We start from the raw sequence: 19242 nt of genomic DNA, 5'->3' as shown, positions 1-19242 counted from the left end.
CGTCACTGCGCCGCGTTGTCGCCGAACGGATGCGCGGGCGCATCCGTCGCGCGCCACGCGTAGCGCCTGAAGAGCGCGGCGTAGCCTTCGATCACGAAGCCGCCGCACTTGTGCCGATAGGCGTCGCGCCGCATACGGTAGGCGCGCGGCAGTTGAAACCACGGCAGGCGCGGCAGGTCGTGGTGCACGAGATGGTAGTTGTTGTTCAGATACAGGAAGCGCATGACGAGCCCGGCCTCGTTGATGGCAATGCGCGCCTTGGGATGCGACGCCGCGCGATGCTCGTACAGCGAGCGGACCATCGCAAGTCCAAGCGCGGGCCAGGTAACAGCGGCGAGATACCACCACCACGGCATGCCCGCGTAACGCTGCACCCATGCGAGCAGCAGCACGACGGCGGCGAGGTGCGCGAGCCACATCGGCACGTGGCGCCAGTCGCCACCGCGCAGCGTTCTCGCCGCGCCCGCGAGCATCGCCGCCACGCTCATGGGCGGGCCGATCACCACACGCCCGACGAAGCTCTTGCGTGCGTGCCATAGCACGCGATGCCAGCGCGGCAAACGAGCCCATTGCGCGTGCTGCACATAGTTCGTTTCGGGGTCGATGCCGGGCACGGTCAGCGCTTCGTCGCGGTGATGCGCCATATGGCTTTCGCGGTACACCGCATAGGGAAACCACACGGCGAGCGGCGGCCAGCCCAGCGCCATGTTCAGCCATGCGAACCGGGTGGGATGACCGTGCAGCAATTCGTGCTGGAGCGACATATGCCATGCGCACAGCACAATGAGGGATGGCGTGGCGGCGGCAAGCGTAAGGACACCTGAGCGCAAGAGGGCCAGCACCGCAAACCAGCCACCGTAAATCACGGCGATCAATAGCCAGGTGGGCCATTCCGTGCGCGCGGTGAAGCCTGTGCCGAGCGCGGCGACTTCCCGCGCGTGGTCTGCGTCGAAGTATTCGGCCATGTGCGCCCGCTCCCGCGATGAAGGATGGTGCCACTCCATACGGAGAGCAAAGCAATTCAGGCCCTCACCATACCGAACGCGGGGCGCTTCACCAACCAACGAATTGCCATTTGCTTATTTCGCCGCGCCGCGCTGCGCGCCCGGGTCGCGCAGCGTAAAATGCGCCGATGACCCGCTGGATCGCTTCCCTGCCGATGTACAACGTCACGCCGCACCATGCGGCGTTGTGGCATGCGCTTTTGAGCGACTGCGTGGCGGTCTTCGCGCGTGCGTTCGAACCCGGCGACGTGACGATCGTGAACGCGCCCGAGGGCGAACTCATGCCCCACTGGCGCCGCAAGGATTTGCTGCTCTCGCAAACCTGCGGGTATCCGTACCGGATGCTCGGCCTCGCCGACGAAGTCCAGCTGATTGCGACCCCGATATTCGACGCCCCCGGCTGCGAAGGCCCGCGCTATCGAAGCGTGCTCGTCGTTTCCGCTGAAGCTTGGGCGCGCGGTGCGAACACGCTCGAAGCATGCCGAGGCCTGCGCGCCGCATGCAACGGTACGGATTCGCATAGCGGCATGAACGCGTTTCGCCACTCAGTCGCGCCGCTCGCGCGCGGCGGACGCTTCTTCGCCTCGGTGTTTTGGACTGGCTCGCATGCGGCCACGCTGCGGGCGCTGGCGAGCGGTGCGGCCGACGTGGGCGCCATCGACTGCGTCACGCTTGCACTGCTGAACGATTCGCATCCCGAATGGTTCGGTGGCGTTCGAACCATCGGCATGACACATTCCGCGCCCGGCCTTCCGCTCATCGCCTCACGTGCGCTCGGCGAAGGTCAGGCCGAAGCGCTGCGCGATGCTTTGGACACCGCGCTCGCAGCCGATCCCGAACGCGCGCGCACGCTGCGTCTGCGCGGATTCGCGAGACTCACTGGCGAGGCATACGCTGAAATCGAGGACATGGCCAACGCGGCCACGCAGCAGGGCTATCCCGAGCTTCGATGACCACCCTACGTTGTGCGCGCAACGAATGCCGCACAGCGATCCTCCGGTTGAGTCAGCCGGTCGTGGCGCAAACACAACCGGCTCTGCCCAACACTTGCCCCATAAGCCGACCCGAACGAGGCCAACCCCGCAATGCGCGCCTCCAGCACCGCGCGGTCTTCGGCCCAGTGCGCGCACTGCGCACACTGCGGGCGCTTCGCGGAATCAGCCGCGCCATTCATGCTCATTTGCCGAGCGCCAGCCAGTACGGTGCGAACACATGCGCCGAGAGCAGATAGCCGATCACCACATTCACGGCCACGCCGGCCGTGAACGCGGCAAGGGGCCTCACACCCGTCGATGAAAGCGCGGCGAAGCGCGTGGTGAGGCCAATGCTCAGAAAGCAGAACGTGAACGCCCAGGTGCGCAGCGCGACGATCGGCGCGACGAAGGCCGGTGTCACGACGCTGCGGTATTCGGCCAGCGTGTAGTGCGAGGCGACCCACGTGACGAACGCCGAAGCAATGACGAAGCCAATCACGAACTTCGGGAAACGCGTCCAGATTTCGCGGGCGCGTGTCGTTGTTTGTACTTCGTCGCCGGCCTCGCGGTCCCAGCGCGTGGTCGCGACGATCGCCAGCACGAAGGCCCAGATGCCGATCCAGATATCGCGCCCCACCACCTTCATCAACACGAATGCCTGCAGCGCCGCGTCGGGCGCCCCCGCTACCGCGCCGCCCGCATGCCGCGCAAGATCGCCGTAGGCCTGGGCGGCGGCGATGCCCGCCGCGTCCGCGAATTCCGAGGTGCCGATCCAGGCGCCGGCAATGCCTGTCGGCAGGCCGAACGCACGCGAAAGCGCGGGCAGCGCGAACACCATGACGATCGCCCAGCCCACGACGAGCGTGATCGCCACCGACGCCTGCTCGCGCCGCGCGCGCACCGCGCCCGCAATGGCGATTGCCGCCGAAACGCCGCACACCGCGCCGCCCACGCCCAGCACCGCGGCGAAGCGCTGCTCGATCTTCAGCGCCCGTGCGGTGCCGTAGATCACGAAGAAGGTGACGAGCGAAACGATCGTGGCCTGCCCCACGGCAACCGGACCGGCCCATGCGATCAACGTGAGCGGCAGCGTCGCGCCGAGCAGCACGATCCCAACCTTGATGTAGAACTCCACGCGCAGTGCCGGCGCGAGCCAGGCAGGCAACGTGAACACGTTCGAGACAATCAGCCCGAGCGCGAGTGCGATCAGCGGCGGTTCGAGGTTGTAGCGCGTAGCCTGCGCCCACGCTCCCACAACGAAGATCAGCGCCGACACCACGAACAGAACGAAAAATCCTCTGATGAATTGCGCCACCGGCAAGCCAAGCGCCGCGATCGCCACGGAGAATACGGCCGCGAAGCCGACGAACAGCGCCGCGTAGCCTCCCGCGTGCGCGGCGAGGTCGCGCGCGAGCGCGCCGAAGTCGTTCCAGCGCGCGGGCGCCACCGCCAGGCTCTTGATGCTGCCGCCGGAAGCGAACAGCACATAGGCGATGGCAATGACGAAGAGCCCGATTGCCACCGCCCACCAGTCTTCCGTACCGAACGGCTTGCGCTGGGCCGCCACGGCCTGCCCACGCGCATGTTTGCCACCCTCTGCGGCAAGCGTCGTATTGCTCATAGTTGGTTTTCCCCTGTTCAAACCCCGGTTGCGGCGATCGCTATGTCGCCCCTTTGCCGCCTTTAAGCAGGCGCTACGCATCCCGAAGCGCGCGCCTCGCCAATCAGTATGGAATGCTGATCTTCGAAACCGAAATGACTTATTGTTTGATGCTTATGCAATCGCTGGCACGCCGCAAAACGACGAATCTAGCTAAGCAATGCTCCCGAAATTGGTTGTCCGCTCGCGGCGCGCTCCTTAGGATCGCCCTATCCACAACTCTTCGAATAATGGATCCTATGAAGAAAAGAACCTTGTTGGGCACGATGCTGGCAATGCTTGCGCTGGGCGTGAGTTTTGGGGGCGTGACGCTTGCGCACGCAGCGGACCAGACGTTGCGCGTGGGCATCATGTCGGGCGAAGACGAGGACGTGTGGCGCGTGGTCGCCGCCAACGCTGCGAAGCGTGGCCTCACGATCAAGGTGACCACGTTCTCCGAATATACGCAGCCGAACGAAGCGCTCTCCAGCCACGACCTCGACGCGAACTCGTTCCAGCACAAGCCGTATCTCGACGCGCAGATCAAGGCGCGCGGCTACAAGATCGTGCCGGTGGGCTTTACCTATGTGCAGCCTATCGGGCTGTATTCGCGCAAGGTGAAGTCGGTGGCGGACCTGCCGCAGGGCGCGACCATCGGCGTGCCGAACGATCCGAGCAACGAGGGCCGCTCGCTCCTGCTGCTCCAGGCACAAGGGCTCATTACGCTGCGCGACGATGTCGGCCTCTTGCCGACCGCACGCGATATCGCGAAGAACCCGAAGAATATCCATATCAAGGAACTCGATTCGGGCATTGTCGGGCGCGCGATTGGCGATCTCGATGCGGCCGTGGTCAATACGGACTGGGCCGTGAAGTCGGGCATCAAGATTCCGCAAGAGCGTATTGCGCAAGAGAAGGTGAGTGGCAATCCGTATCGCAACTTCATTGCCGTGAACGAGAAAGACGCCAACGCGCCTTGGGTGCATGCGCTCGTGGAAAGCTATCAGCAGCCCAATGTCGCTTCCGAAATCGTTGCCGTCTATCACGGGGCGACGCTGCCCGCGTGGAAGGACGCGCCTCAGCAGTAAAGGCGCTTGAGCCGTCCATCGCCGGTGATTCGCTATGCGGATCACCGGCGATTTTGCATTACACCGCCATTCAGGCCGATTCCGTCACGCGCCTGAACCCTGCCCCGGCGTGCCGCTGCGGCAACGTAGGCGCATCCCCAAACAACTTCTCCCGCAACGTGCCGGGCGCATACGCGCTCTTGTAACGCCCGCGCGCCTGCAACTCGGGCACGACGAGATCCACGAAATCCTCGTAGCTCTCGGGCACCACAGTCCGGCTCAGATTGAAGCCATCCACATCGGCTTCGTCAATCCACGCCTGCAGTTCGTCCGCCACCTGCGAAGCGCTGCCGACAATCGCCGGATAGCGCCCGCCCAGCTCGAACATCTCGAGCAGCTTGCGCCGCGTCCAGCCATGTTGCTTCGCCGTGCGCGTAGCGGATTCGATCGCGTTGCCCGGCGCGTAATCAACGGGGGCGTCGAGGTCGTATTGCGCGTAATCGATGCCCGTGCTCGACGCGAAATGCGCGAGCCCCGCTTCGCGGCTCGCATACTGGCGGTAGTCGGCATACTTCTCGCGTGCCTCGCGCTCGGTCGCGCCCGGCACCACCGCCGCGCCAACGAAAACTTTCACGTCGTCGGGGCGGCGCCCCGCTTGCACCAGCTGTTCGCGCAGCGCGCGCACCGTCTCGCGGGCCGCCGCGCGGTTGGGCGGCGAAATGAACACGCATTCGGCATGGCGCGCCGCAAAACGCTGCCCTCGCCCCGAACTGCCCGCCTGGAACAGCACCGGCGTGCGCTGCGGCGAAGGCTCCGCCAGGTGATAGCCGTCCATGCGGTAGTAGCGCCCCGCATGCTCCACGCGGTGCAGCTTCGCAGGGTCCGCGAAAATACGCGCGGCCTTGTCGCGCCGCACGGCGTCTGATTCCCAACTGCCTTCCCAGAGTTTGTAGAGGACTTCCAGGTATTCGTCGGCGCGGTCGTAGCGTTCGTCGTGTGGAAGCTGCTGCTCGAGCCCCATGGCGCGCGCCGCGCTGTCCAGATAGCCCGTCACGATGTTCCAGCCAATGCGGCCTTGCGTGAGGTGATCGAGCGTGGAAAAACGCCGCGCCAGCAGATACGGCTGCTCGTAAGTGAGATTGACCGTCACGCCAAAGCCGAGATGCTCGGTCACCGCGGCCATCGCCGGCACGACGAGCGTGGGGTCGTTGACCGGCAGCTGGATCGACTCGCGCAACGTCACGTCCACGTTGCGCTGATAGACGTCGTAGACGCCCACGATATCGGCGAGAAACAGTCCGTCGAAGAGCCCGCGCTCCAGCGTGCGCGCGAGATTCGTCCAGTATGCGAGCGTGCGGTAGTCGGTCGAGCGGTCGCGCGGATGCGTCCACAGTCCGTGATTGATGTGCCCCACGCAATTCATGTTGAACGCGTTGAGCAATATGGGTTTGTTGGCTTTTGCCATCCTGGGGATTCTCCTGCGGCGTCGAACGGGTCCAATCGTCCATTGGAACAGCCCGCGTCCCGATCCCCTACCAGTTAATTCGCAATTGCATATCAGCTTTGCGGATGTGGCGCGCCCTACGCTTTCACGGCTTCCTGCATTTCGGCCTGGGGTTCCCGCTTGAGCGCAAACAGCGAGGCCGCAACAATCAGCATGCCGCCGATCCACGCAGGCACGGAAAGACGCTCGCCCAGCCACACGCAGGCAAAGAGGGCGCCGAACACCGGCTCGCTGCCCATGAGCAACGCCACGCGCGTGGGGCTGCTGCGGCTCACGGCGTAGTTCTGCACGAAGAAGGCGAACAGCGTGCAGCCCGCCACGAGATAGATCACGCTGCCCCAGAACACGCCGTGCCCCTGCCAGTGCGGCAACGGCTGCCATTGTTCGGGCGCGACAGTGAGCGCGAGCGCCGCGCAGCCGATCGACACGACGGCGGACTGCACCGCCGTCACCGTGAGCGCCGGCACAGCGCCCGACTTCATCGCGCGCTTGACCGCGCAAGTGGTCACCGCGCGCAACAGCGCGGCCAGCACGACCAGCAAGTCGCCCGGGCTCGCCGCAACGTGGCCGCCAGTCAGGAGCAGCGCGCCGAGCAGCGACACGCCGGCCGCCAGCCATTCCACCGGGCGCGGCGCGCGCTTGAGCCACGCCCACTCCACGAGCGGCGTGAGCACCACGCACAGGCTGATAAGAAACGCCGCGTTCGAGGCGTTCGTCAGTGAAACGCCGAACGTCTCGGCCAGAAAGATGCCGAGTAGCAGCAGACCCGCACCGAACACGCCGATCCGGTCGCGCCACGTCACATGACGCAGAGCGCGCAGCGCGGGCGACAGCAGCACGAACGTGAGGCCAAAACGCAGGGCGAGCAGGCCCAGCACCGGGTAGACGAGCAGCGCACCCTTCACGACGCCATAGCTCGTGCCCCAAATGAGGGCGACGGCGACGAGCAGCAGATCGACGGTGCGGGACGAACGGGTCAGGGCATTCATGGCGGAGGCGCTTGCAGGTCGGTTGGGAATGGACGCATTGTCCGATATGGCTTCCCCAGCGATAATCCGGTTTACCGGAACATCATTTATGTTTCAAATGCACAAATGATTTCGCCCTGCCCGCCATGACGCCCACCGACCTCCTGCCCCTGCTGCCCGATCTGGCCACCTTCGCCCGCGTGGTCGATGCCGGTAATTTCTCGGTCGCGGCGCGCCAGCTCGGCAGTACGCCTTCCACCGTGAGCCGCCAGATGCAGCGGCTCGAACGCGCGCTCGGCACGCGCCTGCTGGAACGCTCCACACGCAGCCTGCGGCTCACGGAATCGGGCGCCGAGGTCTACCGTCACTGCACGGAGATGGTCGAAGCCGCCGCGAGCGCTGCCCAGGCGGCCAGCCGCCTTGCCGGCCGCCCGCATGGCCGCGTGAGTGTCAGCGCCCCCATTTCCTTCGCGCAAAGCGTCATCCATCCGCTGATTGCCGGCTTTCTGCGCGCGTATGAGGAAGTCGCGGTGCAGCTCATCTTCACCGACCACGACGTCGACCCGGTGCGCGACAGCGTCGATATCGTGATCCGCCCCACGCCCACGCCGCCGCCGGGGCTCGCGGCGCGGCGGCTCGGCACGCTGCAATGGATGCCGTGCGCGTCCCCGGCTTATCTGCGCGAGCGCGGCACGCCGAAACACCCGAAGGACCTCGCGCGCCACGATTGCCTCTATCTGGGCGAAACCCCCGACGACAACCGCTGGACGTTCCGGCGCGGGGCGCAAACGCACACCGTCGAGGTAAAGGGCCGCTATATTGCCAACGACGTGGGCGCGCGGCGCGACGCGGCGCTTGCGGACTGGGGCATTGCGAGCCTGCCCGAATTCGCCGCGGCGGACGCGCTGCGCGACGGCTTGCTCGTGCGCGTGCTGCCCGAGTGGTCGCTCGCGCCGCGCGCGTACAGCGGCCCGGTGTGGATGCTCTATCCTCCCAATCGCTTTCTGCCGCCGAAGGTGCGCGTATTGATCGACTGGCTCGCGCAGCACACGACCGCGTGACTGGCTGCCCGCGCCTCACCGCGCGTGAGACGATCGGGCATGAACTTGAGCCGCACCGACATTCACCCGCGCGTGTGGACCTCCTAGACTGGGTCATGGAAACGAATGCATGAACCCCTAAAGGAAACGCGATGCATACTCTGCGAACGGATGTTGCGATCATCGGCTCGGGCACGGCTGGACTCTCAGCTTACCGCGCCGCGAAGGCGGAAGGTGCGAGCGCAATCATCATTGAAGGCGGCGCCTACGGAACGACGTGTGCGCGAGTGGGCTGTATGCCGTCGAAGCTGTTGATCGCGGCGGCCGAGGCGGCGCACGCGGTGAGTCTCGCGCCGCGCTTCGGCGTCAACCCGCACGGCATGGAAATCGACGGCCGCGCCGTGATGGCGCGCGTGCGCAGCGAGCGCGACCGGTTTGTCGGTTTCGTCGTGGAGGGCGTGCTTGCACTGCCAGAAGCGGACCGTCTGGTTGGGCATGCACGCTTTATCGACGACGGCCTGATTCAGGTGGGAGAGCATACGCAAGTGCGCGCAAAAAGCGTCGTGATCGCAACGGGATCGACACCCACGATACCCGCTTCGCTCGCGGGACTTGGCGACAGGCTCATCGTCAACGACGACGTGTTTGCGTGGGAAGACCTGCCGCGCAGCGTGGCGGTGGTCGGTGCGGGCGTAATCGGCCTGGAACTTGGCCAGGCGCTCACACGGCTTGGCGTGCGGGTCACGTTGTACGGCGGCTCGCACGGCAGCGTGGGGCCGCTTACGGACCCGCGCGTGATCGCTGAGGCGCACCGCGTGTTTGGCGCGGAGATGCACTTCGAAACCCAGGGGCGTGTCGTGTCGGCAACGCGCAACGATGCGGGTGTGACGCTCCGCTATGCCCGCGTCGATGGCACGGAGTCCGAAGAAACGTTTGATTACGTGTTGGCGGCAGCGGGTCGGCACCCCAACGTGGCGAGCCTCGGACTGGCGAACACGTCGCTCGAACTCGACGCGCACGGCGTGCCGCGCTCCGACCCGGCTACGCTACAGGCTGGCACCGCGCCGGTGTTCGTGGCGGGCGACGCGAACGACGTGCTGCCGCTGCTTCACGAAGCCGCCGACGAGGGGCGCGCCGCGGGCCGGAATGCAGCGCGCGTTCCGGAAGTCGAACCCGTCGCACGGCGCGCGCCGCTTGCGATCGTCTTCTCCGATCCGCAGATCGCGATGGTCGGCAAGGCGCACCGGGAACTGGTGGCGGGCAGCTTCGTGACGGGCGCCGTGAGTTTCGAGGACCAGGGCCGCAGCCGTGTGATGCTCAAGAACCACGGCTTGGGCCATGTCTACGTGGATCGCGCGACACGGCGCTTCGTGGGTGCGGAATGGTTCGGGCCGGCGGCCGAGCATATCGGCCACCTGCTCGCCTGGAGCGTGCAGATGGGGTTGAGCGTGGACGACATGCTGGCGATGCCGTTCTATCACCCCGTCGTGGAAGAAGGGTTGCGCACGGCGTTGCGCGACGCCGCGTCGCAACTGAATCACAAGGGCTGAGCGAGTTTCGCTTAGGCCACCTTTTTAACTCGCAAGGACACACACCAAAAATGAAAGCGCTCGTCCTCAGCCACTACGATGGTCCGCTCGAACTTGCCACGCTGGAGCGCCCGCAACCGCAACCGGGCCAGGTGCTCGTGCGCATTCATGCGGCAGGTCTGAACCCGCTCGACGTGAAGATTCGCGCGGGAAAGGCCGATCATGCAAAGCATCCACTGCCGCTCGTGCTCGGTATCGACATGGCGGGCGTGGTGGAAGCGGTCGGCGCTGGCGTTACGCGTTTCGCGCCCGGCGACGAGGTGTATGGCATGACGGGCGGCGTGGGCGGCATTCAAGGCGCGCTGGCCGAGTATGCCGCCGTTGACGCGGACCTGCTCGCGCGCAAGCCCGCGAATCTCTCCATGCGTGAAGCGGCTGCGCTGCCGCTTGCGTTCATCACGGCGTGGTCGGGCATCGTCGATCGTGCGCATCTGGCGGCGGGCCAGAGCGTGCTGGTTCAGGGCGGCGCGGGCGGTGTCGGCCACGTGGCCGTGCAGATTGCGTGTGCGCTCGGGGCGCAGGTTTTCGCCACGGGTAGCGCGCGCAATGCAGACGTGATTTCGCGAATGGGCGCGACGCCTATCGACTATGGCGCGTCTGGCGTTGAGCAGTACGTTCAGGCGCATACCGCAGGCGCTGGCTTCGATCTCGTCGTGGACACCGTGGGTGGCAAGACCCTCGATGCCTCCTTTGCCGCAGTCAAGCATTTCGGGCATGTGGTGAGCGCGCTCGGGTGGGGGACGCATGCGCTCGCGCCGCTGTCGTTTCGGGAGGCGACGTATTCGGGTGTGTTTACGCTTTATCCGCTGTTGAGTGGCAAGCATCGGGCGCATCACGGGGAAATGTTGGGGGAGGCGACGCGGCTTGCCGAGGCCGGGTTGCTTGCTCCGCGGGTGGATTCGCGGCGGTTCGCGCTCGCGGATGTTGAGCGGGGTTATGAAGCCGTAGCCGATGGTAGTGCGGGGAGTAAGGTTGTTGTTGAGGTTGGGTGAAGGGTGGCGCGCTGGGTCTTGGGCGCTTTGGGCTTTACTTGTTTTCGCGGCGGTACTTCATGCGTTGCCCCTGTGCGGGGCGGCACCTACTTTTCTTTGCAGCGGCAAAGAAAAGTAGGCAAAAGAAAGCCGCTCACACCGCTAATGCCTGCCACCGTTCACCTCGCACCACCCCACTTGAATGGCTCCGGAGCGTCTGGCACCTCGCACCATACTCGTTAGTGACAAAGGGCTCATCCGTTCCCGCTGCTCGCTGCGCGCGCAGCGGCCGGGTCTGCAAGGGACACCGGAAACCGAAGGGTACGCAAGCGCATTCAGACCAAACGATGCGAGTGCAATCGAGAACGAAGCAGCAAGCGCACTATCAATAGAAAACGACATGCTGTCGACTCGTTAGTATTCTGTGCAATACGCAACGCGCGAAAAAACGCTCCCCAGCGCCGATCAAAACGGCGTATCGCCTTCGATGGTGGTGCGATAAAGCTTGCGGCGCAGATGATCGGGCGTGCCCGCAGCGAGGTGCATGAGGGAGCGGTTGTCCCAGAACACGAGGTCATGCTCGCGCCATGCGTGGCGGTAGCAATGGTCTGCGCGCACGCTGTGGGCGAACAGTTCGTCGAGCAGCGCGCGGCTTTCGTCCTCGGGCAGATCGACGATGCGCGTCGTGAAATGTTCGCTCACGAACAGCGCTTTGCGGCCCGTCTCAGGATGCGTGCGCACGACTGGGTGCACAACGGGCAAGACCCGCGCGATCTGCTCCGCCGTGAGATTCGGCCGCCACGGGCTGCGCGCCTGGAGCTCCGCATAGCGCGCGAGATAGGTATGCTCGGCGCGCCGCCCCTCCACGGCGCTACGCAAGTGCGCAGGCAGCGTTTCCCACGCGAGATGCATGTTGGCGAACAGCGTGTCTCCGCCCTCTGCGGGCAACTCCTGCGCGTGCAGCAGCGAACCGAGGCTCGGCTTTTCCTTGTATGAAAGATCGGAATGCCAGAAGTGGCCCGCGTCGCCAAGGCCGATGGGCTTGCCGTTCTCCACGATGTTCGAGACGATCAGCACCTCCGGGTGGCCCGCCAGTGCGAACTGATGCAACACATGGATCTGCAGCGGCCCGAAGCGGCGGCTGAACTCGACCTGTTGTTCCGGCGTGATGCGCTGGTCGCGAAACACCAGCACGTGATGATCGAGGTGCGCGCGATGAATGCGTGCGAAGTCTTTGCTGGAAACCGGCTTCGCGAGATCGAGGCCGACGACTTCCGCGCCAAGGCGCGCATTCAGGGGAAGAATCTCGAAGTGCTGCGGCGCGGCGGCAGAAGCGGTGAATGTGGCGGGGGTAGTCACGCAGCGAGCCTTTCAGGTAAGCAATGGCTTCAATCTACGTGATCCGTATGCCGCCTGGCAACGAAGCAAATCCGATACGTTTATCCGTTCGAGTCATAAAGGCGCTGCTAAGACATACGGGCAGCGCCGTTGAACGGCGCGCTGCGGGCTCGAAGACTTACGTCCGAATCTGGCCTGCGCGATGCCGCACCCGGCATCACTGACAAAGCCTGAGTCATGGCCGCCCCCGTAACGTCGTTGCTTTTCCGCCATTTCCATACCGTCAGTGAAGTCACAAGAAGGTCCGGTCCGGCACTGCAACCGGCGACAAGACGCGCCGAATCGCGCCCTACCAGGCAATCTGTCGCGCCATCAAAACTGGCGGAATCGGATGTTCGTGAATTGATGCGGGAGGAATGCACGCCGCATTGGTATCGCGATTTCGTTCGACAATTGACAAATTTTGTCTAATCCGATTGTTAATTCGCAGACCTGAACATCAATCCGAATCTACGACATGACCGCGCACATCGGCCGCAGCGCGAGCCCTTCGCACCCCCGCCACGTGCGCTGCTGCGCTGGCGGTGATCCGAATCGCGAAGGATCGGACGCGTCGTGCGTGCGTGGTACTGATGCACATCTCGCCGCCGCTTGCGGAGCACGCCGTTTCAGCAGCGGGTCTGGAAAGCGCTTGAGGCCGTTCATACCGCCAGGCGTCCAGACGCAATGCGCCTGCGTTCGGCATACCGATATTTCGCACACGCTGCGCATGACCTCCGCGCGCCTTGTGCGCGCTTAGAGCGAGCGTGTCCAAATGGGAATACGATCACAAGCGTAAGCATACCTGCCTGCGCAAACGGGCAGTGCCTTCGCCACACCGCCCATCGGCCTTTATCTATCCTGCTGCGTAAAGAGCGGCGCGCCGGCGCTCGCGCCGGTCACGACGACAACCTTGTATTGCGCTTTCTGTGCAGCGGCCCGGTAAGCCAATTGGAGGGACGCGCGAGCGCCGAACCGCGAAACCCGTGCCCCGATGGCCCCAAGCGCGGCGCAAGCGCGGTGCCCTGGCCGGCACCGCAATTGCGCATTCATCCCTTCGCGCACTGCGCCGCATGCAGCGCGCCCCTGCCGAGGAGTCCCAGCTTATGTCATCGAATGCAGCGTCGAATGCCCGGCCCACCCAAGCCGATCCATCCGATCTCGACCGTCGCGTCATCGACACGATCCGCACCTTGTCGATGGACGCCGTGCAAAAGGCCAACTCCGGCCACCCCGGCACGCCGATGGCGCTCGCGCCGCTCGCGTACCAGATCTGGCAGCATCATCTGCGCTACGACCCGGCCGCGCCGCTATGGCCCAACCGCGACCGCTTCGTGCTCTCGAACGGCCACGCGTCCATGCTGCTCTACTCGCTCTTGCACCTCACGGGTGTGCAAGCCGTAGACGAAAAAGGCCAGCTCACGGGCAAGCCCGCGGTCTCGCTCGACGATATCAAACACTTTCGCCAGCTCGACAGCGTGACGCCTGGGCACCCGGAATATCGCATGACAACGGGCGTGGAGACGACCACCGGGCCGCTCGGCCAGGGGCTCGGCAACAGCGTGGGCATGGCCATGGCCGAACGCTGGCTTGCCCAGCGCTTCAATCGCCCCGACGCCACGATCTTCGACTACCGCGTCTATGCGTTGTGTGGCGACGGCGACATGATGGAAGGCGTCTCGCACGAGGCGGCGTCGCTCGCGGGCCATCTGGGTCTGTCGAATCTGATCTGGTTTTACGACAGCAACCGCATCACGATCGAGGGCCACACGGACCTCGCCTATAGCGACGATGTCGAATCCCGCTTTCGCGGCTACCACTGGCACACGCTGCACGTGGACGATGCCAACGACTTGAAGGCCATCGAGGCCGCCATCGAAGAAGCGCAGGCCGTGACCGACAAGCCCACGCTGATCGTGGTGAAGAGCATCATCGGCTGGGGCGCGCCGAACCGGCAGGACACGGCGGCGGCGCACGGCGAAGCACTGGGCGAGGAAGAAGTGCGACTCGCCAAACGCGCGTACGGCTGGCCGGAGGACGCGCAGTTTCTCGTGCCCGATGGCGTGTACGACCGTTTCGCGCAAGGCATGGGCGCACGCGGCAAGGCCGCGCACGAAGCGTGGAAGCAACGCTACGACGACTATGCGAAGCGCTACCCCGAGCCCGCGAAGGAACTGAGCCTAATGCTCGCAGGCAAGCTGCCCGAGGGCTGGGACGCCAACATTCCCACCTTCGAAGCCGATGAAAAGGGCCTCGCCACGCGCGATTCCTCAGGCAAGGTGCTCAACGCCATTGCCCAACGCGTGCCGTGGGTCATCGGCGGCGCGGCCGATCTCGCGCCCTCCACCAAGACCAATCTCAAGTTCGAGGGCGCGGGAAGCTTCGAGCGCGATCACTACGACGGCCGCAACCTGCACTTCGGCATTCGCGAACACGGCATGGGCGCGGTCTGCAATGGACTCGCGCTTTCGGGCTTGCGGCCGTTCGCGTCGACGTTCCTCATTTTCAGCGACTACATGAAGCCCCCCATCCGGCTCGCCGCGATCATGGAACTGCCTGTGGTCTACGTGTTCACGCACGATTCGATCGGCCTTGGCGAAGACGGGCCCACGCACCAGCCGATCGAGCAGCTCGCCGCGCTGCGCAGCGTACCGGACCTGCTCACGCTGCGCCCCGCCGACGCCAACGAAGTCGCAGAGGCCTGGCGCGTTGCGTTCTCGCATGCGCACGAGCCGGCCTGCCTGGTGTTGACGCGCCAGGCGCTGCCCACGTTCGACCGCACGAAATACGCGAGCGCGCAAGGCGTGCGGCGTGGCGCCTACGTGCTCGCCGACGCACCCGATGGCAAGCAGCCCGAAGTCCTGCTCCTCTCCACGGGTAGCGAGGTGTCGCTGTGCATCGGAGCATACGAAACGCTGAAAAAGGAGGGGATCGCCGCGCGCGTGGTCTCGATGCCTTCGTGGGGCCTGTTCGAACTGCAAGACGAGGCGTATCGCGATTCGGTTCTGCCGCCGCACATCCATGCACGCGTGGCCGTGGAGCAAGCGGCGACGCTCGGCTGGGACCGCTACGTCGGCCGCTTCGGCTCGCAGATCGTAATGCGCACGTTCGGCGCCTCCGCGCCGATCAACGCGCTGAGAGCCAAATTCGGCTTCACGCCGGAGCACGTGGTGGAAGAAGCGAAGAAGCAGATTGCGCGTTGCAAGGCGGGAGCCAGCGAGTAGGCGGTCAGTGCCTGCTCGTGCCGTACATGCGCAAATAGCCGCTGTGAATCATCACCGGCTTGCCGTCCGTCTCTTCAATGAGCCGGGCGGCGGCCGCTTCGATGGCGGCGCGGTTGCGGTGAAACGCGAGGCGCAGGTCGGGCTCGCGCAACGATCTCGCACCGAAACGGTCTTCCAGCGCCTCAGCCGTAATCGCGCAGTCCACAGCGACAGAATCCGCCACCGCAACAAAGGTGAGCGCGAATTCCTCGGTGTCGTACTCGACCGGGCCTTCGGGAAAGGAAATGTTCATGATGGATGGACTCCTGAATATCGGGCGCGTAGCCGCTATCGGACGCGTAGCTGCTCAGGCGCCGCCATGGAGCGACGCGCATGGAATCCCGCCGGGTGACGCGTTAGCGCCGCGAGATGCCGAATAGCAGGCTGGCCAGAAAGAGGATCACGAAGATCAGGAACAGAATCTTGGCGATGCCCGCCGCCCCCGCGGCAATCCCGCCAAACCCGAAAACAGCCGCGATGATGGCGATGACGAAGAAAACGATCGCGTAGTAAAGCATTGCCGGCTCCTTTGAAAGTATCCCTTGCTCCATGCGCACCGGCCGTGCCCGGGCGCTGTTTTGCTCATGTACGCGAGCGCGCAGCCTGTCTCGGGCGCAACTGGCGTTCCGATGCGGCGCGCGCCTCTTGGTGCCGGTAATAGCGTTCGAGCAGGTAGCCCGCCGTCGCGCCATGCAGCACGACGGAAAGCACGATCGCATCGAGCGCGGCGGGCAGCACGGGCCGCAGCACGTCGCCCGCCTGGTCGATGCCCCACACCGCGTAGTAGAACGCGCCCACGCCGCGTATACCCATCCACGCCATCAGGAGCCGCTGCGTGCCCTGGGCGCCAGAGCCAGCCATTGCGGCGAGCACGGCCAACGGCCGCACGACGAACACCAGCGCGAGTGCACACAGCACCGCACGCAGGTCGAACATCTCGCGCCAGTGCGCCGAAATTACACAACCGATGATCAGCAATACCGAGAACTCAGCCAGCCGTTCGATTTCCAGCGTGAATCGCGTCATGCCTTCGGCAAGCCATACGTGCGCGCGCCGGGGATCTGTCGCGACTTCGGTTCGCTCGCCGAGTTGCACGCTTTCGAGCGCCTCGGCGGGACGGCGCTCGCCTGTCGCGCGCAGTTCCTCGTGACGCAGCGCCACGCCCGCGGCGAACACCGCCACGAACGCATACGTGTGCAGCAGCAGCGCTACGCCGTAGGTCACCGACATCAGCCCGATGGCGATGAAGCTGTCGAGCCCTACCGCTTCGCCATGACGCGTGCGCAAATGGAACACACTGCGCACGCAGAGCATGGCGAGCACCACGCCAACGAGCAGTGCGCCTGCAATGCCCCACGCCACCCACGCGGCGAACGCCGCCGCGTTTTGCGTATCGACGCCGTGCACGCCGCACAGCGCGAGACCGAGCAGCGCGAATGGCATGGCGGCGCCGTCGTTGAGCCCGCCCTCGCCCGAGAGCGCGAAGCGCACGGGCTCCGCGTCGCCCGCCTCGTGCACGCGCAGTTCGTTGGCGAGCACCGGGTCGGTCGGCGCGAGCGCCGCCGCGAGAAACAATGCGACGCCCGTGGCCGCACCCGTCGCCATGCCGAACGCGAACATCAGCGCGACGCTGAGCACCATGGCCAGCACGCCGAGACGCAGCGGCAAGCGCCAGAGCGGCTCGCGCAGCCGCACGCGCAGATGCAAGCCCACCGAAAACAGCGAGACGACGAGCCCGGCTTCTGCCAGTACGGCCAGCGCGCGCGCGTTCTGCGCGAGATCGGCGTGAACGAGACCGAGCAGACCCGGCCCCACCACGACGCCAACGGCCAGATAAATCATCGCGCCCGTGAGCGGCAGTCGCGCGATAGGGCCCCGTGCGAGCGCCACGAACATCAGCAGCACGCCTGTGAGCAAAAACCAAAGCGCTTCCTCCGGCATAGCCAGGCGTCTCTCCTCTTCGATCGTTGCCGCAACGAGTGGACCGCAATCCGCGTGCGGCCCCTGCAATGCGCAACCTGCGTTCCTCGCCTCACGTCGCTCAGGCCCGCGCGTTGCTGAATGACCCATGCCTCGATACCGCGCGCCCAACGGGCGACCCGTTGACCATGCGGACGATGCGAGCGAGTCACGCATCCTTCGATCATTTCAGGAGCCCATCATGGCGATGAACCCCGATTCCCCGCAGACCGGCGCGCGTATCGTCGGTAAAGGCAGCGAGACCGCTGCCGGCCCAGGCCCGTACATCATGGCATCGAGCACGCTCGAAGGCGATCGCGTGTACAGTTCGGATAACGAAGAACTCGGCAAGATCAAGCAGATCATGCTGGACGTCGAGCGCGGACGGATCGCTTACACGGTCATGTCGAGCGGCGGCTTCCTCGGCATCGGCGACAAACTGCTTGCCCTGCCCTGGGCCGCGCTCACGCTCGACACCACGCAAAAATGCTTCTTGCTCAACGTAAGCGCCGAACGCGTGAAAGACGCGCCCGGCTTCGACAAGGACCACTGGCCTTCGATGGCGGACATCGGCTGGGCCACGACGCTGCACGAGTACTACGGCATCCGCGCGCACTGGGAGGACGACCCGCTCGCGCCGGGCAACCGCATCGACCCGCCCGGAACAGGCCCGATGATCTGATTCTTGCTCGCGCTTGAGCGTTGCGGGTCCGCGATTGTCGCGGGCCCGCAACCAGTCGTCGGCAAGGCTGCGATCGAGGTGTCATTGTCGTGACCGATTCGCAGCTTCTTCATCGAGCTAACGCCTCGGTTCCGCTATTCAGCAACGGTGATCGTGCGTCCCCGGCATTGCCTCCCCCGTGAGCCGGAAAGCGGGGCACAACATGGGCCGCCAATTCTTCCATGACCGCTTCGGCAGGCCGCGTTCCGTACTTGAGATTGAGCAGGACGTGGTTCGCGCCTGCGCGTTCGAGCGCCTCCAGCGTTCGCATCGGCCAGTTGCGGCCAAGGCGGTGCCCATTGTGAATCGGCGTGGGACCTTCGTCCGGGTTCTCGGCCAGATCGATGTGATAGGGCTGCGCAAACGGCTTGAAGCTGCCCGGGGAAACCTGCGCAACGGTTTCGTGCCAGTGCCGGATGAGTTCCACCTGGCTGGCGAGTGTGCGTTGATACGTGATCCATCCGTCGGCATGCTGTGCGATCCATTCGATCGACTGCTGGCTATTGCCCGTCACGATCAGCGGCACCCTGGCCGAGACGGGCTTGGGTACGAGATCCGCGCCGCCGAGCACGCCATAGCGGCTTTCAATCTCGGGAAACGCGTTGCCCCACGCCACCTTCAAATAGCGGACCTGTTCGCGAAACATCTCGCCGCGCCGTTCGCGATCCACTGCGAAGGCCGGGAATTCGACCGGCCTGTCGCCCGAGGCAATGCCGAGCACGAGTCTGCCACCGGTGAGCTGGTCAATGCTCGCCGCCGCTTTCGCCGTGTGGACAGGATGACGCAAGGGCAACACGATCGCCGCCGTAAAGAGCGCGATGGATTCCGTCTGACCCGCTATATAGCCGAGCCATGTCCAGGGGTCGTAGATTTGCCCGAGGTCGCCGAAGCCGGGATCGCGCAGCGGTACGTCACGTATGCCGAGCGCGGCGAAGCCAGCCTGCTCGGCCCCACGGGCCAGCGCGATCTGGTTGCGCATGGTCGGTGCGTCGCCCGAATACGATTCGATGGCAAACAGCACCCCGAGGGTCAGGCGGCCACACGAGAACATGCGTGAGAATCCGGGATTCGATTGCGGCAACGCATCGGGAGATGGGGTCAACATGAAGATACTTCCGTAAAACAGCCACGAGATGGACGCCGCTCATTGTGCCGAATGCCGCGCC

At 65.1% G+C, this 19242-nt stretch carries 16 protein-coding genes; 7 read left to right on the top strand and 9 right to left on the bottom strand.

All coding sequences use genetic code 11. The features are described 5' to 3' along the window. Nucleotides 1-2: 2 nt before the first annotated feature. Nucleotides 3-965: a fatty acid desaturase gene (locus tag FAZ97_RS26220; RefSeq protein WP_158761421.1), complete on the bottom strand. Its 963-nt coding sequence runs from the start codon at nt 963-965 to the stop codon at nt 3-5. A 167-nt stretch (nt 966-1132) separates the two neighbouring features. Here FAZ97_RS26220 and FAZ97_RS26215 point away from each other — a divergent pair, with 167 nt between their 5' ends. Beyond that, nucleotides 1133-1957 carry a phosphate/phosphite/phosphonate ABC transporter substrate-binding protein gene (locus FAZ97_RS26215; RefSeq protein ID WP_199272193.1) on the top strand — a complete coding sequence of 275 codons (825 nt, stop codon included), beginning with the start codon at nt 1133-1135 and terminating at the stop codon, nt 1955-1957. A 223-nt stretch (nt 1958-2180) separates the two neighbouring features. Here FAZ97_RS26215 and FAZ97_RS26210 read toward each other — a convergent pair whose 3' ends face one another. Next, entirely contained in the window at nt 2181-3599 is a 1419-nt protein-coding gene (locus FAZ97_RS26210) for a YeiH family protein (RefSeq protein WP_158761420.1), read from the bottom strand. A gap of 305 nt (nt 3600-3904) precedes the next feature. Here FAZ97_RS26210 and FAZ97_RS26205 point away from each other — a divergent pair, with 305 nt between their 5' ends. Further along, nucleotides 3905-4705, top strand: coding sequence for a MetQ/NlpA family lipoprotein (locus tag FAZ97_RS26205; protein ID WP_233271919.1), 801 nt, complete (start codon nt 3905-3907; stop codon nt 4703-4705). 70 nt (nt 4706-4775) lie between these two features. On the opposite strand, the gene FAZ97_RS26200 is transcribed toward FAZ97_RS26205, so the two are convergent. Further along, nucleotides 4776-6149, bottom strand: coding sequence for an LLM class flavin-dependent oxidoreductase (locus tag FAZ97_RS26200; RefSeq protein WP_158761418.1), 1374 nt, complete (start codon nt 6147-6149; stop codon nt 4776-4778). 116 nt (nt 6150-6265) lie between these two features. Beyond that, on the bottom strand, nt 6266-7177 hold the full coding sequence (locus tag FAZ97_RS26195) for a DMT family transporter (protein WP_158761417.1): 912 nt from the start codon (nt 7175-7177) through the stop codon (nt 6266-6268). Between the two features lie 125 nt (nt 7178-7302). Here FAZ97_RS26195 and FAZ97_RS26190 point away from each other — a divergent pair, with 125 nt between their 5' ends. The 3 genes from FAZ97_RS26190 to FAZ97_RS26180 all read left to right on the top strand — a co-directional run bounded on the left by FAZ97_RS26190 (nt 7303) and on the right by FAZ97_RS26180 (nt 10777). Then, nucleotides 7303-8217, top strand: a complete 915-nt coding sequence (locus FAZ97_RS26190; RefSeq protein ID WP_158761416.1) for a LysR family transcriptional regulator — start codon at nt 7303-7305, stop codon at nt 8215-8217. Between the two features lie 131 nt (nt 8218-8348). After that, nucleotides 8349-9746, top strand: coding sequence for a dihydrolipoyl dehydrogenase (locus FAZ97_RS26185; protein ID WP_158761415.1), 1398 nt, complete (start codon nt 8349-8351; stop codon nt 9744-9746). 50 nt (nt 9747-9796) lie between these two features. Next, nucleotides 9797-10777, top strand: a complete 981-nt coding sequence (locus FAZ97_RS26180) for a zinc-dependent alcohol dehydrogenase family protein (RefSeq protein WP_158761414.1) — start codon at nt 9797-9799, stop codon at nt 10775-10777. A gap of 444 nt (nt 10778-11221) precedes the next feature. Here FAZ97_RS26180 and FAZ97_RS26175 read toward each other — a convergent pair whose 3' ends face one another. Next, a complete protein-coding gene (locus tag FAZ97_RS26175; RefSeq protein WP_158761413.1) occupies nt 11222-12115 on the bottom strand; it encodes a TauD/TfdA dioxygenase family protein in 894 nt (297 codons plus the stop codon). Between the two features lie 1124 nt (nt 12116-13239). Here FAZ97_RS26175 and tkt point away from each other — a divergent pair. Further along, nucleotides 13240-15357 carry a transketolase gene (gene tkt / locus FAZ97_RS26170; RefSeq protein ID WP_158761412.1) on the top strand — a complete coding sequence of 706 codons (2118 nt, stop codon included), beginning with the start codon at nt 13240-13242 and terminating at the stop codon, nt 15355-15357. 4 nt (nt 15358-15361) lie between these two features. Here the strand turns inward: tkt and FAZ97_RS26165 are convergent, their stop codons facing one another. From FAZ97_RS26165 to FAZ97_RS26155, 3 genes are all read right to left on the bottom strand, one after another. Beyond that, nucleotides 15362-15649, bottom strand: a complete 288-nt coding sequence (locus tag FAZ97_RS26165; RefSeq protein WP_158761411.1) for a DUF1488 family protein — start codon at nt 15647-15649, stop codon at nt 15362-15364. Between the two features lie 103 nt (nt 15650-15752). Beyond that, nucleotides 15753-15914 (bottom strand): DUF1328 domain-containing protein, encoded by a 162-nt coding sequence (locus FAZ97_RS26160; RefSeq protein ID WP_158761410.1) that lies wholly within the window; start codon nt 15912-15914, stop codon nt 15753-15755. A 64-nt stretch (nt 15915-15978) separates the two neighbouring features. Further along, on the bottom strand, nt 15979-17337 hold the full coding sequence (locus FAZ97_RS26155; RefSeq protein ID WP_158761409.1) for a cation:proton antiporter domain-containing protein: 1359 nt from the start codon (nt 17335-17337) through the stop codon (nt 15979-15981). 220 nt (nt 17338-17557) lie between these two features. On the opposite strand from FAZ97_RS26155, the gene FAZ97_RS26150 reads away from it, so the two are divergent. Beyond that, entirely contained in the window at nt 17558-18037 is a 480-nt protein-coding gene (locus FAZ97_RS26150; RefSeq protein ID WP_233271904.1) for a PRC-barrel domain-containing protein, read from the top strand. 109 nt (nt 18038-18146) lie between these two features. Here FAZ97_RS26150 and FAZ97_RS26145 read toward each other — a convergent pair whose 3' ends face one another. Continuing rightward, entirely contained in the window at nt 18147-19181 is a 1035-nt protein-coding gene (locus FAZ97_RS26145; protein ID WP_158761408.1) for an LLM class oxidoreductase, read from the bottom strand. Between the last annotated feature and the right edge of the window lie 61 nt (nt 19182-19242).

Origin of the sequence: Paraburkholderia acidiphila (assembly GCF_009789655.1) — a bacterium.
GTDB lineage: Bacteria > Pseudomonadota > Gammaproteobacteria > Burkholderiales > Burkholderiaceae > Paraburkholderia > Paraburkholderia acidiphila.
This window is presented reverse-complemented; position numbering and strand designations above follow the sequence as displayed.

Excerpts from the sequence above, each read along its gene's own strand:
- tkt (WP_158761412.1), top strand. The coding sequence starts at position 13,240 with ATGTCATCGAATGCAGCGTCGAATGCCCGGCCCACCCAAGCCGATCCA.
- FAZ97_RS26185 (WP_158761415.1), top strand. The coding sequence starts at position 8,349 with ATGCATACTCTGCGAACGGATGTTGCGATCATCGGCTCGGGCACGGCT.
- FAZ97_RS26150 (WP_233271904.1), top strand. The coding sequence starts at position 17,558 with ATGGCGATGAACCCCGATTCCCCGCAGACCGGCGCGCGTATCGTCGGT.
- FAZ97_RS26160 (WP_158761410.1), bottom strand. The coding sequence starts at position 15,914 with ATGCTTTACTACGCGATCGTTTTCTTCGTCATCGCCATCATCGCGGCT.
- FAZ97_RS26205 (WP_233271919.1), top strand. The coding sequence starts at position 3,905 with ATGCTGGCAATGCTTGCGCTGGGCGTGAGTTTTGGGGGCGTGACGCTT.
- FAZ97_RS26180 (WP_158761414.1), top strand. The coding sequence starts at position 9,797 with ATGAAAGCGCTCGTCCTCAGCCACTACGATGGTCCGCTCGAACTTGCC.
- FAZ97_RS26215 (WP_199272193.1), top strand. The coding sequence starts at position 1,133 with ATGACCCGCTGGATCGCTTCCCTGCCGATGTACAACGTCACGCCGCAC.
- FAZ97_RS26200 (WP_158761418.1), bottom strand. The coding sequence starts at position 6,149 with ATGGCAAAAGCCAACAAACCCATATTGCTCAACGCGTTCAACATGAAT.
- FAZ97_RS26155 (WP_158761409.1), bottom strand. The coding sequence starts at position 17,337 with ATGCCGGAGGAAGCGCTTTGGTTTTTGCTCACAGGCGTGCTGCTGATG.
- FAZ97_RS26165 (WP_158761411.1), bottom strand. The coding sequence starts at position 15,649 with ATGAACATTTCCTTTCCCGAAGGCCCGGTCGAGTACGACACCGAGGAA.
- FAZ97_RS26220 (WP_158761421.1), bottom strand. The coding sequence starts at position 965 with ATGGCCGAATACTTCGACGCAGACCACGCGCGGGAAGTCGCCGCGCTC.
- FAZ97_RS26190 (WP_158761416.1), top strand. The coding sequence starts at position 7,303 with ATGACGCCCACCGACCTCCTGCCCCTGCTGCCCGATCTGGCCACCTTC.
- FAZ97_RS26145 (WP_158761408.1), bottom strand. The coding sequence starts at position 19,181 with ATGTTGACCCCATCTCCCGATGCGTTGCCGCAATCGAATCCCGGATTC.
- FAZ97_RS26195 (WP_158761417.1), bottom strand. The coding sequence starts at position 7,177 with ATGAATGCCCTGACCCGTTCGTCCCGCACCGTCGATCTGCTGCTCGTC.
- FAZ97_RS26210 (WP_158761420.1), bottom strand. The coding sequence starts at position 3,599 with ATGAGCAATACGACGCTTGCCGCAGAGGGTGGCAAACATGCGCGTGGG.